Consider the following 14285-nt stretch of genomic DNA (forward strand, 5'->3'; position numbering starts at 1 on the left):
GCCGCCCGGATATGAGCGGGTTTATAAAACTGCGGTATCGCCGTGAGCGCGCTTGGGTTGTCCAAAAATCCGAATAACCGAATGCGGAAACAAAAAAGCCGCTCGAAAGCGGCTGGGTATGGCATAGGACGCAATGAACATTGCGTCGCATGAAGTTTCATAATTGGGTTCTCGGCATAACCTGCTGAGCCGGCCGGTCCAGCCCGTCCACACCACCTATCTGCCGCAACTGATCAGCCAGTTCATGCCGGTTCGGGATGTCGGACAATTCCAGCATCGCCGGATATAGCACAGCCTGATATGCAGGCGGCGCCCCTTGTACGATCTGCGTGAATGCTTGTAATTGTTGCGCCCTGAAGCTCGGCGTCGCGGGAATATCTTCCAGCACGACCCTGACCTCGGCGGTCTCGATATCATTCTCGATCACGGGGCCGGAATGAGTCATGACTTCGCGGTTGAAATAAACCGTCTTGCGTTTGTTGCCCTGTTTTACCGCCATGCTCATTGGCTTTCCCAGCAGATCATGTTTAATGAGCGCAAGCAGCTGCTGTCCGACTAGCCGCCGGGCATAGCGAAAATTATCGTTGGGCTCCGCCAGTACTGTGGAGCCCTGCTCCACCAGACTGTTGATGGCAACGCCGCTCGCGGCCTGCGTGGACGCACCGAGCATTGCCCGGTACACACCGCTTACCGCTTCAATCCTGTGCCTGCGCTCCTCCACCAGTTGAAATATCTGCGCGGCCAGCGCATGCTCGCGCGTTACCTTGAATCCGCCGGCATTCCTGCGCTGCGCGTTCAGGACGGTCATCGACCTCAGGCTGCTGATGTTGTGCGCGACCTCCTGATAGGTATTCTGGCTCAAATCGAGCGCATCATTATCCACCTCGACTTTTACTGAATTCAGCACTTCGTACAGCAGGATATCCAGATCGAGAATCTGGTCCTGCGGCCCCCGCATATCGCGGATCAATCCATACGGAACCCTGCTGCGGTCTTTGCGGAAGCACCAGAAGGGGACATAGGGAAAGTCCCGATGCGGCAGCGGGCTGGGCACATCCATCAGTTTGTGCGGCCCCAGCCAGATTGCTACGCGCAATCTCGGCAGCAAGGATTTCTGGACGTATACAAGACCCCTGCTCAGCGCGGCCCCATGGTAGGGATTGTCTTCACGGTACTCGATCGCCTTGCCGTCCGGCAATACCACAACGTAGGCCTCCTCGGAATGCCGGTACCATAGCTCGGACAACCGTACCATGCCCGAGTTGCGATTGAGATAATCCTCCTGACCATGCCCCCACGCCTGACCCCATGCCTGCTCGATTTCGTAGGCCCTGGCCATGCCCGTATCGGCGCCTTCGTATACATCCAGATTGTTCCAGCCGTTCCAGCTGTTGCCGATAAGCGCCTGCTGCTCCGGAAACATCCTCGCCGCCTGCGCGTAATCGACCCACTTGTCGCGCCGTAAATAGCGCGCATCCGACAGATCCGGCTCCTTCGATGTCCAGTCCCACCAGATGTCATTGCGATGAATTTCCCGCACCCGGTATGGATACCTGAGCGGATCGAACTCGCGTGAGACTTCCACCCAGCCGACTCCGGCCCGGATCATGCTGGAATAAGCATCGGACATTGCCCTGTCCGCCCTCGATTCCGCCTCGACCTCCTTGATTCTTGCGGAGAGCCCTTCCGCTATCTCGGCGTGCCGCTCATCGTCGGACGTGATCTTGTAATCGGTGCGGCTGCGCGCCTCGATTCCCAGCACGGCATTGATGGTGGGCTTGATCAGATTTGAATCCTGTGGCGGAATACCGGCATCTTTAAGACGCCGGATTACGTCAACACTGGTCTGAGCACCGTCGTAATAATCGCAATCTATATCGGAATCCAGGCGCCACTTTGGCTGGTTGCGGATATCCCGGCAGATGCCGCTGTATGCCTCGACCGATATGTCCGCCGCCATATCCGCCGCATCCACCCTGCCAGTACCCAGGGTCATGCGCGCCAGCCTCTCATGCTGATGCCGCGTGCGCTGCCGGCGGGTTTATCATCTTCGGTAGACACGGCAAAATAGCGAAATGCGTCCGCCGCGTGGCTGTGATGATCGTGCAGTGGCCTGCCGCTGAACTGTCTTGTGGCCGGATCGACATCGAACCGGTAGTGCCGCAAGCTTTGCAATCCCTCGGCACACTTCACCTCATCGAAATAGCAGCGATTAAATACCGTTCTCGCGGCATTGATGCCGTCAGGAATGGACAGATTCGGCACTATTCTCACCTTGCGCCCGGCCGCAAGCATGATTTCCTCCACGCTTCGGCCTGTCGCCAGCGTCTTGGCCCTGGCGTCGTGCGGCAGCCAATCCATGCCATACAGATATCCCTTGTCCTGTAGCACATTGATGTAGTGTTGTATTGGCATCTGATTGTTGCTGTAATAATCGATTAATCTGAATTCGCCGCCGACCGCCTGCGCAAACCATATACTGGTGTTGTCGGCCCAGCCCAGATCGAAGAACGTATGCACCGGTTTCGCAGCGTCATAAGGCACATTTCTTACGCGGCCTTCTTCCTGGGTCAGTCTCAACTCCCTGGCATAAACCGCACCGTCCAGCGTCACGCGGCAATAACCTTCCCAGATATTCCGGTACGCGTCGGGATCTCTGGTTTTCAAATCGTCCTTCTCGCGCAACAATGTATCCGGAAACCACGGATTATCGTTCCAGTTGATCTTTACAACGACTGCTCCCGCCGGCGGATTGATAACGAACCGTCGATGGGTTTCGTCGGTCTCCAGTTCCGGATTGTAGGTCACCCAGATTTCCGAACCCTCTTTGCGGATAGTGGGAATAAGCGTATCCCAGCTTAGCTTGCTTACTGCCTGGGCTTCTTCCACCCAGGCCCGGTCAATGCCCTCGAACGACTTTATCCGGGTGATATTGTTGCGCAGTCCGGCAAACAAAAATTCAGAGCCGTTCCTGCCCAGAATGACGTTGTTCTGCACTTCGTAAAATGATTCCAGGCCGATTTCAGCAATCTGGGACTGCAACAGGTGATGCACCGACTCGACGATCGAATTCTGGAACTCACGCGCGCATAATATGCGCAACGGTGCGACTGCAGCCTGTATCAGCAATGCCCTGGCAACACTCCATGACTTTGCGCCACCACGGCCGCCATATAAAATTTTGTACCGTGCCGCTTTGAACAAAAATCGGAGTTTTTCAGGAAATTCCGCCCGGTACACGGTCATGCCGCGATCGAATATTCAAGAATCATGAGACCGGATACCTGGCTACTTGCCGGCGGCAAGCATTGTGACAAAGGCCACTTCGACCTTGTGCACAATCGGCTTGCCGGTATCACCGTCCTCTCGCGTATTCAGCAGTTTGTCGCCATATTTCTTGGGCGCAAGCCGCGCGGCATACCATTTGCGCGCGTCGATACGCAGCTGGGAGCGTGCTATGATCTCGCGATTCGTCACTTCTTTTCCCTTCTCGTCGGTAAAGGTATCTTTTGACCCGTCATCGGAGATTTCTATGATTTCTTCGGCATAGGCATCCACGCAAAGCTCTTTCGCATGCAGGTACTGCTGCATGAGCGCCGCATCGTTCGCCAGCCAGTTCCATAAGACCCGTTGACTGATACCGGTCTCCACACACATCGTCCGTGCCGATTTTCCCAGTGAGATGCCCGTACAAATTGCATCCACCAGTTCACGGGTTTTTATTGTTGGCGCACCCCTTTTCTTGCCGGATGACACCCCATGGACCGGCAATGCCGTGGCCGCCGAAGGCGATTTACGCTCACTCATGATTCAACTCTTTTTGCGGCAGGTTGTTACATCCCTTGAGCGCCGCGAGCAATTTGATCTCGCATGCCCATCGTTCCTCTATCTCGGCGCGCAGCGCCCGATTAATGGTCAGGGAATCGTCATTCACGGATACGCGATCAACCGCATAGGCCGACTTGCACTCCGCGGGTGTTTCCACCCGGCATAAAACGGCAACCGGTTTTTCGACCACTTGTGTCTGAATGACTGGCTTGCCGGCGCAACCCGCCAATGCGAGTACTGAAATCGTCAGCATGAGACTAGTACTAGTACGATGCTTCATGAAATTTGGTATGCAATTAACATGATTGGATGCCAGTCCCGGCTGGAGCCGGGCAAGCTGCGAAAAGACGCATCGTTATCCCCTTTTAATTGATAGCCTGCAAATCCTCGTATATCTGCGGCAGCGTATAATCGGCTGTTGCGGGAACAACTATGCATCCCTTGTAATGAACTTCCCTGCTCGCTATTCCGGCTGGAAAGTTTCCGGCTTTGTAGCATCCTACTTTCGTATACGGTCCTCTCAGGTCGTTGTAGCCAAGCGGGCCGGAGTAAGATCCCACCAAAACGCCATTCAGGTAAACATCAAGGGCACCGATCCCGGTGGGGTTGAAGTTAATCCTGAAGGTGAAGTAGTACCAGGTATCTGCGCTGGCAGGTAGGGTGCAAACGGTTGACCGGCGCGGCGAAGTGGTATTTTTGGGCGCCGTGGCATAGGTATGGTTGACGGTGAACGTCGATCCGGTCACGCACAGGAAAAATGGCGGGATGCCCGAGAAATCTCCCACATCTTCAGATTGGTGAATCTGGAAAATCACTATTTCGGAATCAGGAGCATTTATGAAGTCCCAGGCAGCCAGCTTCACCGCTATACCCATGTTGTAGGTGGTGCCGAACACCAGATAATTCTTCGCCTGGATAATTTCTCCCCTGAACCCGCCCGCCACCTTCAAATCGGTCGGCTCAACTCTCGATACGATCGCATCGGGATTGCTATAAACCCTGGCGGCCTTTCCAACGTCGACACTCTGACCGTTCGCTGCCGTTCCATTGGACTCGATCCAACGTGTATTAAGCTCGGTTTGTGGATGCAGTATGTATCGCGCCTGGGCCTCCCCACTATTATAGAGGGGGTAATAACCGGGTGACCTCAGAGGTGTTGTCGCTTGCCTGCCGTTGAGCAGCGCTAATATTTCCGCTGGCAGATCGGCGTAATCCGAGGATCCTTCTATCACGTATATATTCCCGTCGTAAAAGAAACGTTCGACCTGCGGTCTGGAAGCCTGGGCCAATAACATGTTGGCATCATTTAGGGCGTAAGTTTTCATGTTAATGATGGAACGAGAATTACATCGATCGAGGCGAGATAAGCGTTATCGGAACCCGAAGCCTTGACAACCATTATTTCCAGCAACTGATTGATTCTTGTATCCACCACGGCGGTATTCCAGGTTCCCGATCCTCCCGTATAGTTGCCGGCGGCTGCGGTTACCCCTGATGGAGTTCCGGATGCGATCTGCTGAGAAGTCTCGGTCAGATTCAGAATAAAGGCCATGGCGCCGCTGATTGACGTCGTAGAGGCCGAATATGAGGTGAATTCAACACCGCCAAAATAAACTTTGAATATCTTTGAACTTGGGCTGTTTTTATGGGCATGCCGGGTATAAACCTGCAGTCCGCCGTTCTCACCCATGCTTCCGGCAGGAACAATTCCCGAGAACAGGGTTTGTGTTTCCGTCCCGCGCATCGTGCCTGTGCCAATGCTGCTTATAGTCGAAGAAAGTGTTAAGGTATTCGCGTCAGCTACCGCCACTATGTCGTATATGCCGGTAGCTGCCAGTGTGCCGGTACCCGGTGACGGATAGAAAGCGTATTTGTCGCCCGGAAGCGCTCCATGCGCGGTATGCGATACAGTGATGTCGAAACCGCTTTGCGACCATGTTCCTATCGATGACGAATGGCATTTCTTATGCGTTTGCAGAATGGGATCCATTTACTATCTCCTTTTAGCGCCTGCGCGCCGTGTTTTTTAAACAAAAATTTCCGGTTCAGCTATTGCTTCCGGCCATGGGTATTCCACTCACTGCCAGTATTCGCTGGCAAAGATTGGCAATTCAAGAACTTATTCAGAGACTCCCGCGTTATTGCCGCGACGGTTCTGCACATACTGGATTTGCTCCGCGGCGATCATTTCGCAATGCTTCCCGCGCTCCAGGGGAACTGGCCGAAGGGATCGTATTTTCTTTGCATTGCCGGTATGTGTTGCTGCAGCCGTTGCAGCTGCGCGCATCGCCTTGACCGCGTCTTTTTCCCTTTTGGCCGCAGCTACCGTTAGCGCCTCCAATGCCATGCGTACGGACTGGATATCGGTAGCGCATTTATCATTCGCCGCCGATAACATTGCATTGTCGGTATTAAGTCGCTGTATCTGCGATGCCGTCCGCCAGTCGCTAAGGGCAAAACCGCCGCCGAAGGCGAGAGCGGCAAGAATGGCAATCACTACTGCTGTAACCGCTGGACTGATCATTTACGTTACTCGTGAAAGAACCCGCTCGGGGTAGAAATAAAAAAACCCGCGCAAGGCGGGCAGGCAAAAAAAAACCGCACGAGGCGGCTTTTATTTATTAAGGTCAAAAAAATACCCGCATAAGCGGGCATGGATACTGCAAGAAAAAACCGCATGCAGCGAGCGGATAATAAAAAAACCCGTTTAGGAACGGGTTTTAATTATTGTGATCGGACATAAAAATCCACAATATGGAAGCGTATTATATAGCGTTACTGGCATTTGTCAAGCGATTTGTTGCCAAGATTTACGATATTAATCCCATCCTGTTCATAAATTGATTTTTCCCTTATCAATGCTATAAATAAGTGCATGCAAACAGGCTGGTATATAATCATTCGAGATGGCTCATGGCTTTGATTACTGGATATTTTCTTATGACTGAGGCCCCATGATCAGACGTCTCGCATCGCTCCTCGTATTTGGTTTGGTGTGCTCGGGCCATTCAACCCATGCGGCGGCACAGGAAGTGGACACAATGGTTGCGCCCATGGGTTCCATTCCAGGCGGCATGGGTCATGACATGGCGCAGAATAGTCCGTTCGTCTCCCCAGGAATGCTCCCTAGCCACCCTCCCAACCCTCACAACAATATCCCCAGCAACCGCCTGCCCGGTTCCACACCGGGCACTCCGCTGGTGTTGTTGCCGGTGCCCGCCAGCAGCATGTCCGGGATCAACACTCCGTATGGATATCAGTTCCCCGGCAGTTACATGCCAAGCGGAACATCGCTCCATCGATACAACGGTTACGTGGTGTGCGATCCTCCAGACCTGAATAAGGGAACAGCCACCCAGACTACGGGCGCGACGGGACAGCGCATCGTCAAGATTACGACAACAAGATCTCCCACTGCCCCCGGTCATCAGCAGCCATGTCCCGTCTATACGGTAAATGGCGAGCCCCAGCAACCAAAGGGTTATACGACCACGCCATCGATTCGAAGCGCGCCCAATGACAAATAATCCTAAATCCGGTAGTCGGACAGCGTGGAGTGTGCGTTTTGGGGTCAGGGCATTCTTGATCATCTGGAGCCTCATTGGGCCGGATCGGAGACAAGGAGAAGTCTCGGTACAAAATAATATGGGGAAACCACAATGAATGCCGCAACGACGATGAGTAGGCACAATAATTTCCGTTCCATCTGCCTGGCTGCCTGCATGGCCGGATTTCTGGCCTTGTCCGGCTGTGCCAGTTTTCAGATTACCATACCGGATTCCGATCCCATCAAACCCAAGGGCCATACCGAGGGGTATCTCAAGAAAACCATGCATGCCTATTTCTGGGGACTGGTGCTCGATCCGCAGGTTCTTTCGGCGGAATGCGAGGGCCAGGGTATCAATGATGTTATTGTCTACCGCTCATTGGCGCATGACCTGGCGGGTGTTGTTACCCTGGGTTTATGGATGCCAACAGAGGTGTATTACCGTTGCAAGGCTCCGCCGACCAGGCCGGGTGTGCTTCCATCGCCATCCAAGCGATCAAAATCGCGACAGCTTTCCTGATCAGCTATTGGCTATTGAAAGCAAAGAAATTAAACATGCGCAGCACCAAACGTTCGATCGGGGGCCTGGCCTCATGATCTTTCATGGTGTTGTCTAGTGGCAATCATTGGAGCATTTCATCAATTCAACTGACAATTATGGGTTAATTGAAAAATCCGGATACCCTTGATTGATCCCTACGATTTAAAACGTAGATTCTTTACTTTTCTACTTTCTAAACTATAAATAAGAGTCGATTGAAAGCATATAGCGTCAACTCTATATCGTGGAGGGTGAAAAAATTAATACCGTATTCGTCAAATCCAGCCCTCGGTTCATCCATTTAGTTACAGCGAGTATTTTATTCGCCGCCTCAAGCCAGGCAATTGCCGTGGCCTATACCTTTACCGATCTCGGCACCCTGGTCGGCAGGGGCGGCTTTAGTGCCGCCTATGATATCAACAACGCCGGGCAAGTCGTCGGGGAAAGCACCGCCTTGGATGACACTTCTCACGCCACCCTTTGGAATGGCGCCGCCGCAACCGACCTCGGCGCCCTGGGTCCGAGCGCGGATTTCTCCGTCGCTCGCGGTATTAACAATGCCGGGCAAGTCGTCGGGTATGCCTATGGCCACGGCGACGGCATCCCTACCCAAGCCGTATTGTGGAATGGCGCTGATATAACCGAGCTTGGCCGCCTGCCTGGGGTTCGCTATCCAAACATTGCCTCCGCCATTAACGACTCTGGACAAATCGCTGGATCCAGCGGTCTCGGCGACGATTCTTCTGATTTTTTTTCTCAAGCCACGCTCTGGAATGGCACCACCGTGACCACCTTTGGCGTCATGGGCGGGCTGGCGACCAACGCCCATGGCATCAACAACTCAGGCCAAGTCGTTGGTCAAATCGTTGAAAATGACGACAGCAGGACGGCTATCTTCTGGGATGGTACCGTCTGGCACACCCTGGGTAACGGTACTGCCTATGCCATCAACGATTCCGGCCAGATCGTCGGGGAGGATAGCGGCACGGCCATCCTCTGGGAGGGCACCGCCAGAACGATCCTGGGCAGCGGTACCGCCTATGCCATCAACGATTCCGGCCAGATCGTCGGGGAGGACAGCGGCACGGCCATCCTCTGGGACGGCACCGCTGCATCCGACCTCAACAGCTTGCTGGATGCCGGCACGATCGGCGCTGGCTGGGTATTGACCAGCGCTTCAGGTATCAATGATAACGGGGCGATTGTAGGAGCTGCGTCTAACAGCCGTTTAGGTATTATTTCTCACGCCTTCCTGATGACACCTGTTCCTGAACCGGAAATCCATGCAATGCTGTTGGCAGGACTTGGCGTCGTGGGCTTCATGGCGCGGCGCAGAAAGCGCCGGTAGATCAGGTTAGAGCAGCCTTGTTTGACAATGAGCCGATCCCTGCCGTTGCGCAACTTGAAATGCCGATGATGAACGAAGTACATTCCCGCTGCCAGCTCCGCGGGCATACTTCCGGCATCATTCAACAGACACAAGAGAACAAGGAAATAGATCATGGCCAATGAACACGGACGCAGTTTCTTCAGGCCGCAGACTGTTGAAACAGGGCGGCACCAATCTTATGAACAGGCGATTGAGGGAGAATACGCTTTTAACATAGACCGGGGCGGCAAACCGCCCTTCGAAACCTACAACGGTGCGACCAGGGAATTGCAGGGTATCATCCAGGCCTGTATTCAGGATGGCGCGTCGCTGCGGGCGCACGGCAGTCTCTGGTCGCTGAGCACGGTCGCTGTCACGGATGGCCGCCTGATCGATACCACGGCCCTGCGGCTGGCGTTCGAAGTGCCCAAGGATCTGACGAATCCCGCTTATGGCGGCGATGCCGCGAAACTGCGCTTCGTCGAATGCGGCAACTCGGTTGCCGCGCTGAACGACTATCTCTTTGCCGCCGGTTTGTCGATCAAGGGTTGCGGTTCCAACAACGGCCAGACCATTGCCGGCGCCCTGTCAACGGGAACGCATGGTGGTGCCTACAAATTTGGCGCCATGCAGGAGATGGTCGTCGGCCTGCACCTCGTCACCGGACCGGACAAGCATGTCTATCTGGAACGCAAATCCTACCCCATCATGCAACCCGCCTTTGCCGAAAGCATCGGCGCCGATTTCATACGGGATGATGCATTGTTCAATGCCGCGCTGGTTAGCTTTGGCTCCTTCGGAATCATCCATGGCATCATGATCGAGACGCGCGAGCTGTTTCTGCTTAACGCCGTGCGCTTCCGGCACCCTTACGATGCCACACTCAAAGCGGCGATTACCGCTTGCGATCCCACACGCATTCCCCTGCCGGCGGAAGCCAATGCCGTGCCCAGGGACAAACCTTATCACTTCGAGATCTTTTTCAACCCCAACGAAGGCACGCCGCCTGACGAGGCCATCGTTCTCATCATGTATGAGGGGGCTTACGACCCTGACAACTACCATCCGCCGGAATGGAACGCCGGCGAGCCCGGTTTGGGCGCATCGGGGCTGGATATCATGGGAGCGGTGGTGGGCAGGATACCCAGCCCGCTCAACAAATTGGCCGTGCCGTTGCTGAACAGCCAGGTAAACCAGGAGTTTGCGCCCTACTTCAAGCAGGCGCTCATTCGCGATCTCTTCCGTGGCGAGAAAACACTGGGGAAAACACTTGCCTGCGGCGTCGGCATGCCGGTGGCGCACGCGGTCGAGGCGATGGAAATCGCCTTCAAGGCCTACAAGGATTCAAACACCGTTTTGCCGGTCATCCTCTCGCACCGCTTCGTCAAAGGCACCCAGGCATTGCTGGGATTCACCCGCTTCGACACTACCGCGATCATGGAACTGGATGCGGTCAATACACCGGAAACCCGGGCGTTCTACAACCGGATCTGGAACAATCTGGATGCAGCAGGCATCCCGTTTACGCTGCACTGGGGCAAGTACAACGACTTCCTCACGCCGGAGCGCGTGCGCAACCGCTACGGCGATGCCGCCGTCGATCAGTGGATTGCCAGCCGAGAAAACCTGCTGGAAAACGCGGCAGTGCGGCAGATCTTCAACAACAGCTTCACCACCCGCGTTGGATTGGCGACCTGAAAGCCGGGGCCAAATGCCAACCAACTTTCAACCTATAGCCGCTATCCAGAATGTCTCAGCAATTTGTGACCAAATCACCCAGAAAAACCAGGCGGCAGCTTACGCGCCCCGTTTCGGGTCAGCCGGGTCAGCCGAATCGGCCTTTAGCGCGTTCATCCCGGAGTGGGATTCCCTCTCCCATTCTCCAGCTGCAACGAACACTGGGCAACCAGCGTGTCGCGCAGTTGATCCGGGCCAGGCGCCTTACACCGCAAGGCAGGATTATCGGTCTCCAGCGAAAATTGACCGTCGGTGCGGCGGACGATCAATACGAGCAGGAAGCCGATCGCGTCGCCCGCCAGGTGATGAACATGCCGGACGCCGTCTCGGCAACGCAGACAGCCATAGCGCGAGCCGCTTTGCCGCAAGGGGTGCCGGGAGAAAAAGCAGCGGAGGAAGACGAGGACAAGACATTGCAAACCCCGCCGCCAGCCGCCGCCATCACGCCATTGGCCCAGCGGCAGACCCTGCCGGAGGAGGAAGAAGCCGAACCGATTCAGGCCAGCCCTGCCGGATCGCTGGCCGACAGCTTCGAGGCGGGAGAGGATGTCGAATCCCGTCTCAACCGCAGCAAGGGCGGCGGCAGTCCCCTGCCGGATGCCGTGCGCAGCTTCATGGAGCCGCGATTCGGCATGGACTTCAGCCAGGTGCGCACCCATATCGGCAGCGATGCCATCCAGATGAACCGGGATGTAGGCGCCAACGCCTTCACCCACGGTGCCGACATCTACTATGGCGCCCATAGCAGTCCCGACAATCTGGAACTCACGGCACACGAGCTGACGCACGTCGTGCAACAAACCGGTGGCGCGCCATTGCAGCGAAAACGAATGGCCGAAGCAGCCCTGCCTCATCCCTTTCCATCCGTGCAGCGAGCCGGCGCGGATACCTCCATTGCACTGTCTTCCAGGACAACAGAACTTCCGATTCAACGGGACAAAATCGGGCATCGTGCGCTTACATGGGATGATTTTCAGGGCGATGCACCCAAAAAAGCAAAGTATGATGCCGTAACTGCTTCGTTTTTTGAGGAACCGGATCTTAAAGCATTGCTACCCGCCAATGCTGCGATAGATACTACTGAACCCTGCAAGGCGAAAGGGAAAGACCTCACCCGATTTACCGTCGACATCACCATCGATTCATCGCTGATCCAGGTTAAATCATTCATGGATCAGGAAAAATCATGGCATAAACTCTGGACGACGGATGAGCCGGCACGGCGGGAAAAGTGCGAGAAAGATTTTTCCTCCAAATGCGAGAAAGCTTTCAAGAAACAATTCTCCAAGATCAAGAAGGCAGTTGCCAAGGAAAAATCTAGTTGTCAAAAAGACTTCGGCAAAATGGAGAAGGATGCCAAGAAACAATGCAAACCGGCGGTGGCCGACTGCAAGGCGGCATTCAAAAACGGTGACCCAAGTTTTACCATTGAGTTCGATGGCACTGAAATCACGGCAAATACGAAAAAGGAATGTACAAAAGTATTATTGCCGGGTTGTGTAGCTGCTTCCATGGAAGGCCAGGAAGTTACACGAACCCTTGGTAGTGAATCCGCCACCGCAACCACCAAAGCCGAGTGCAAGACTAAATTTGCCCCGGAACTCGAAGCATTGTTAAAAAACGAGATTACCTGGGAAGCTACGATGAGTGGCGCATCAACGACTGTAAGCAAGCCCGAGGACTGCCGGACAACGTTTCTGGATGCGTGCGCAACCGATTTGATGGAAGCAGGCAGCGACAGTTTGTTAAAGCATGAACAGGCGCATTTTGACCTGACAGAGGCCATGGCCCAAAAAGCACAGAGTGATCTCAGATCTCTAGTCGATGGTTTTTCTACAGAAGTCGATGCATGTGGCCAGAAGGCGGCCGAGGCGAAGGCAAAAAAGACATTGGCGGGCGAATTGAAGAAGATGAAGAAAAATTACGCGGGCAATGAAAAATTACGGAAGAAGAAACAGTCGCAATATGACAAGGAAACCAAGCACGGCATTGTCGAAGAAAAACAGGCAGCCTGGGAAGAAAAAATCAGTAAAGGTTTCTGAATTGCGTTGCTAATGAAATCTTTGCCACGGATTGACGAAATAAATGCTCCGCCAATCCGTGGCAAATGAGCGGTCAACTACCGGATTTGGGTTCGCTACTGCACGGTGCTAAGCCGTATCACGCGCGGGTCATCGGCAAACTCCAGCAGCAGTCGCCGCACGCGCTCCTGCCAGGCTTCAGCGAAGGCGGCCCGCTGGGATTCATCGGCGCTGTCCTGCAGAATGGCTGCTAAACGTCCTCCTTGAGCCGGATCGCTCGGCACTAGCGAAACATCCAGGCTCACCGCCACGCTAGTGCCGGTATCGAGGCGTTTAAAGGTGATCGCGTCACCCTCGCGGCGATCCGCAAAACTGAGCAACCCCTTGCGTTTGAAGCGTCCCTGGATGCCATGAAAACCATTATCGGCGGCCGCGCCGGTGAGCAAAGTCAGTACCTGCGCGACGACACCGGTAGTACCGTCATTTTCCGGTGCGGGCATATGCACGGCAATGGCGCCGCGCTCGGCAGGTTCGTTCGGATAAAGCGCCGCCAGCGCCGCGCGTCCCATCAGAAACGCACCGGCGACGGTGGGGCAGGAATGCCCGGCCAGGCGCACCGCATCCTCATAGTGATATTCGAGCACGCCGTCACGGGCGGCGCCCAGCGTGGCGGCAAATGGGTCGTGGGTCAGTACCACCGGCGCCTGTTCATAGAAATCGGGAAAATTCATGCGGATCTCCTTATTGAGTTGATTGAGTTGGCTGAAGTTGATCGGAATCGCCGCTTAAGGATCGGCATCGGTAACACAGGGATGGGATTGCAATTGTGGAAAAAGCGTGCGTTCCTCATAGCGCACATGTGCACTGATCAGATCGGCGAAGCGCCGCAGGCGCGCAGCGGGTTCAAGCGCGCACGGACCCGCGGCCAGCATACGCAGTTCGGCATGTTCAGCGAGAACACGCGTTACCGCCTGAGGATCAAGCATATCCCGCGCGATCCGTATCAGCCGTTCCTCCTTTTCGAAATGAGCGGCCATCACGGTATGCCAATGGGCCTCGATGGAAGCTATTGCGGCGGTCATCAAGACCGCGCTGGCCATCACGCCGTTTCCATCTTCATTTGCCGCACGCCGCGCAGTACGCGCCATTACCAGCGAAGTATGATGTTCGCGTGACAACGAAAGCAAAGCGCCAATCCGGGGCATTCAATAGATAACGGTGAAATGAATCATAACGAGACGG

14 protein-coding genes are annotated in these 14285 nt (G+C 54.9%); 5 read left to right on the forward strand and 9 right to left on the reverse strand.

The window, feature by feature from the left end:
- Positions 1-157: 157 nt before the first annotated feature.
- From SQ11_RS13675 to SQ11_RS13705, 7 genes are all read right to left on the reverse strand, one after another.
- Entirely contained in the window at positions 158-1996 is a 1839-nt protein-coding gene (locus SQ11_RS13675) for a hypothetical protein (RefSeq protein WP_052494261.1), read from the reverse strand.
- Positions 1993-3246, reverse strand: coding sequence for a PBSX family phage terminase large subunit (locus tag SQ11_RS13680; RefSeq protein WP_041514702.1), 1254 nt, complete (start codon positions 3244-3246; stop codon positions 1993-1995). Before SQ11_RS13680 ends, SQ11_RS13675 begins: the two co-directional genes overlap by 4 nt.
- Positions 3247-3288: 42 nt before the next feature.
- Entirely contained in the window at positions 3289-3807 is a 519-nt protein-coding gene (locus SQ11_RS13685) for a hypothetical protein (protein WP_041514703.1), read from the reverse strand.
- Positions 3800-4108, reverse strand: coding sequence for a hypothetical protein (locus tag SQ11_RS13690; RefSeq protein WP_156972513.1), 309 nt, complete (start codon positions 4106-4108; stop codon positions 3800-3802). Before SQ11_RS13690 ends, SQ11_RS13685 begins: the two co-directional genes overlap by 8 nt.
- 85 nt (positions 4109-4193) lie before the next feature.
- A complete protein-coding gene (locus SQ11_RS13695) occupies positions 4194-5153 on the reverse strand; it encodes a heparin lyase I family protein (RefSeq protein ID WP_041514705.1) in 960 nt (319 codons plus the stop codon).
- Complete coding sequence (locus tag SQ11_RS13700) at positions 5150-5818, reverse strand: hypothetical protein (RefSeq protein WP_041514706.1); 669 nt, start codon at positions 5816-5818, stop codon at positions 5150-5152. The genes SQ11_RS13695 and SQ11_RS13700 overlap by 4 nt, the downstream gene beginning before the upstream one ends.
- Before the next feature lie 129 nt (positions 5819-5947).
- On the reverse strand, positions 5948-6352 hold the full coding sequence (locus SQ11_RS13705) for a hypothetical protein (protein WP_041514707.1): 405 nt from the start codon (positions 6350-6352) through the stop codon (positions 5948-5950).
- 430 nt (positions 6353-6782) lie between these two features.
- On the opposite strand from SQ11_RS13705, the gene SQ11_RS13710 reads away from it, so the two are divergent.
- From SQ11_RS13710 to SQ11_RS16550, 5 genes are all read left to right on the forward strand, one after another.
- The gene (locus SQ11_RS13710) at positions 6783-7355 is read left to right on the forward strand and encodes a hypothetical protein (RefSeq protein WP_041514708.1); all 573 of its coding nucleotides are present in this window, start codon (positions 6783-6785) and stop codon (positions 7353-7355) included.
- Positions 7356-7487: 132 nt separating this feature from the next.
- Complete coding sequence (locus tag SQ11_RS13715; RefSeq protein ID WP_041514709.1) at positions 7488-7895, forward strand: hypothetical protein; 408 nt, start codon at positions 7488-7490, stop codon at positions 7893-7895.
- Between the two features lie 265 nt (positions 7896-8160).
- Entirely contained in the window at positions 8161-9264 is a 1104-nt protein-coding gene (locus tag SQ11_RS13720) for a PEP-CTERM sorting domain-containing protein (protein ID WP_041514710.1), read from the forward strand.
- Positions 9265-9417: 153 nt separating this feature from the next.
- Positions 9418-10983, forward strand: a complete 1566-nt coding sequence (locus SQ11_RS13725; RefSeq protein WP_052494262.1) for an FAD-binding protein — start codon at positions 9418-9420, stop codon at positions 10981-10983.
- A 50-nt stretch (positions 10984-11033) separates the two neighbouring features.
- On the forward strand, positions 11034-13064 hold the full coding sequence (locus SQ11_RS16550) for a DUF4157 domain-containing protein (protein ID WP_052494263.1): 2031 nt from the start codon (positions 11034-11036) through the stop codon (positions 13062-13064).
- 95 nt (positions 13065-13159) lie between these two features.
- Here the strand turns inward: SQ11_RS16550 and SQ11_RS13735 are convergent, their stop codons facing one another.
- Complete coding sequence (locus tag SQ11_RS13735; RefSeq protein ID WP_041514711.1) at positions 13160-13774, reverse strand: FmdE family protein; 615 nt, start codon at positions 13772-13774, stop codon at positions 13160-13162.
- Positions 13775-13828: 54 nt separating this feature from the next.
- Entirely contained in the window at positions 13829-14221 is a 393-nt protein-coding gene (locus SQ11_RS13740) for a hemerythrin domain-containing protein (protein WP_232298011.1), read from the reverse strand.
- Positions 14222-14285: the final 64 nt, after the last annotated feature.

The sequence above is a fragment of the Nitrosospira sp. NpAV genome (assembly GCF_000832065.1).
Lineage (GTDB): Bacteria > Pseudomonadota > Gammaproteobacteria > Burkholderiales > Nitrosomonadaceae > Nitrosospira.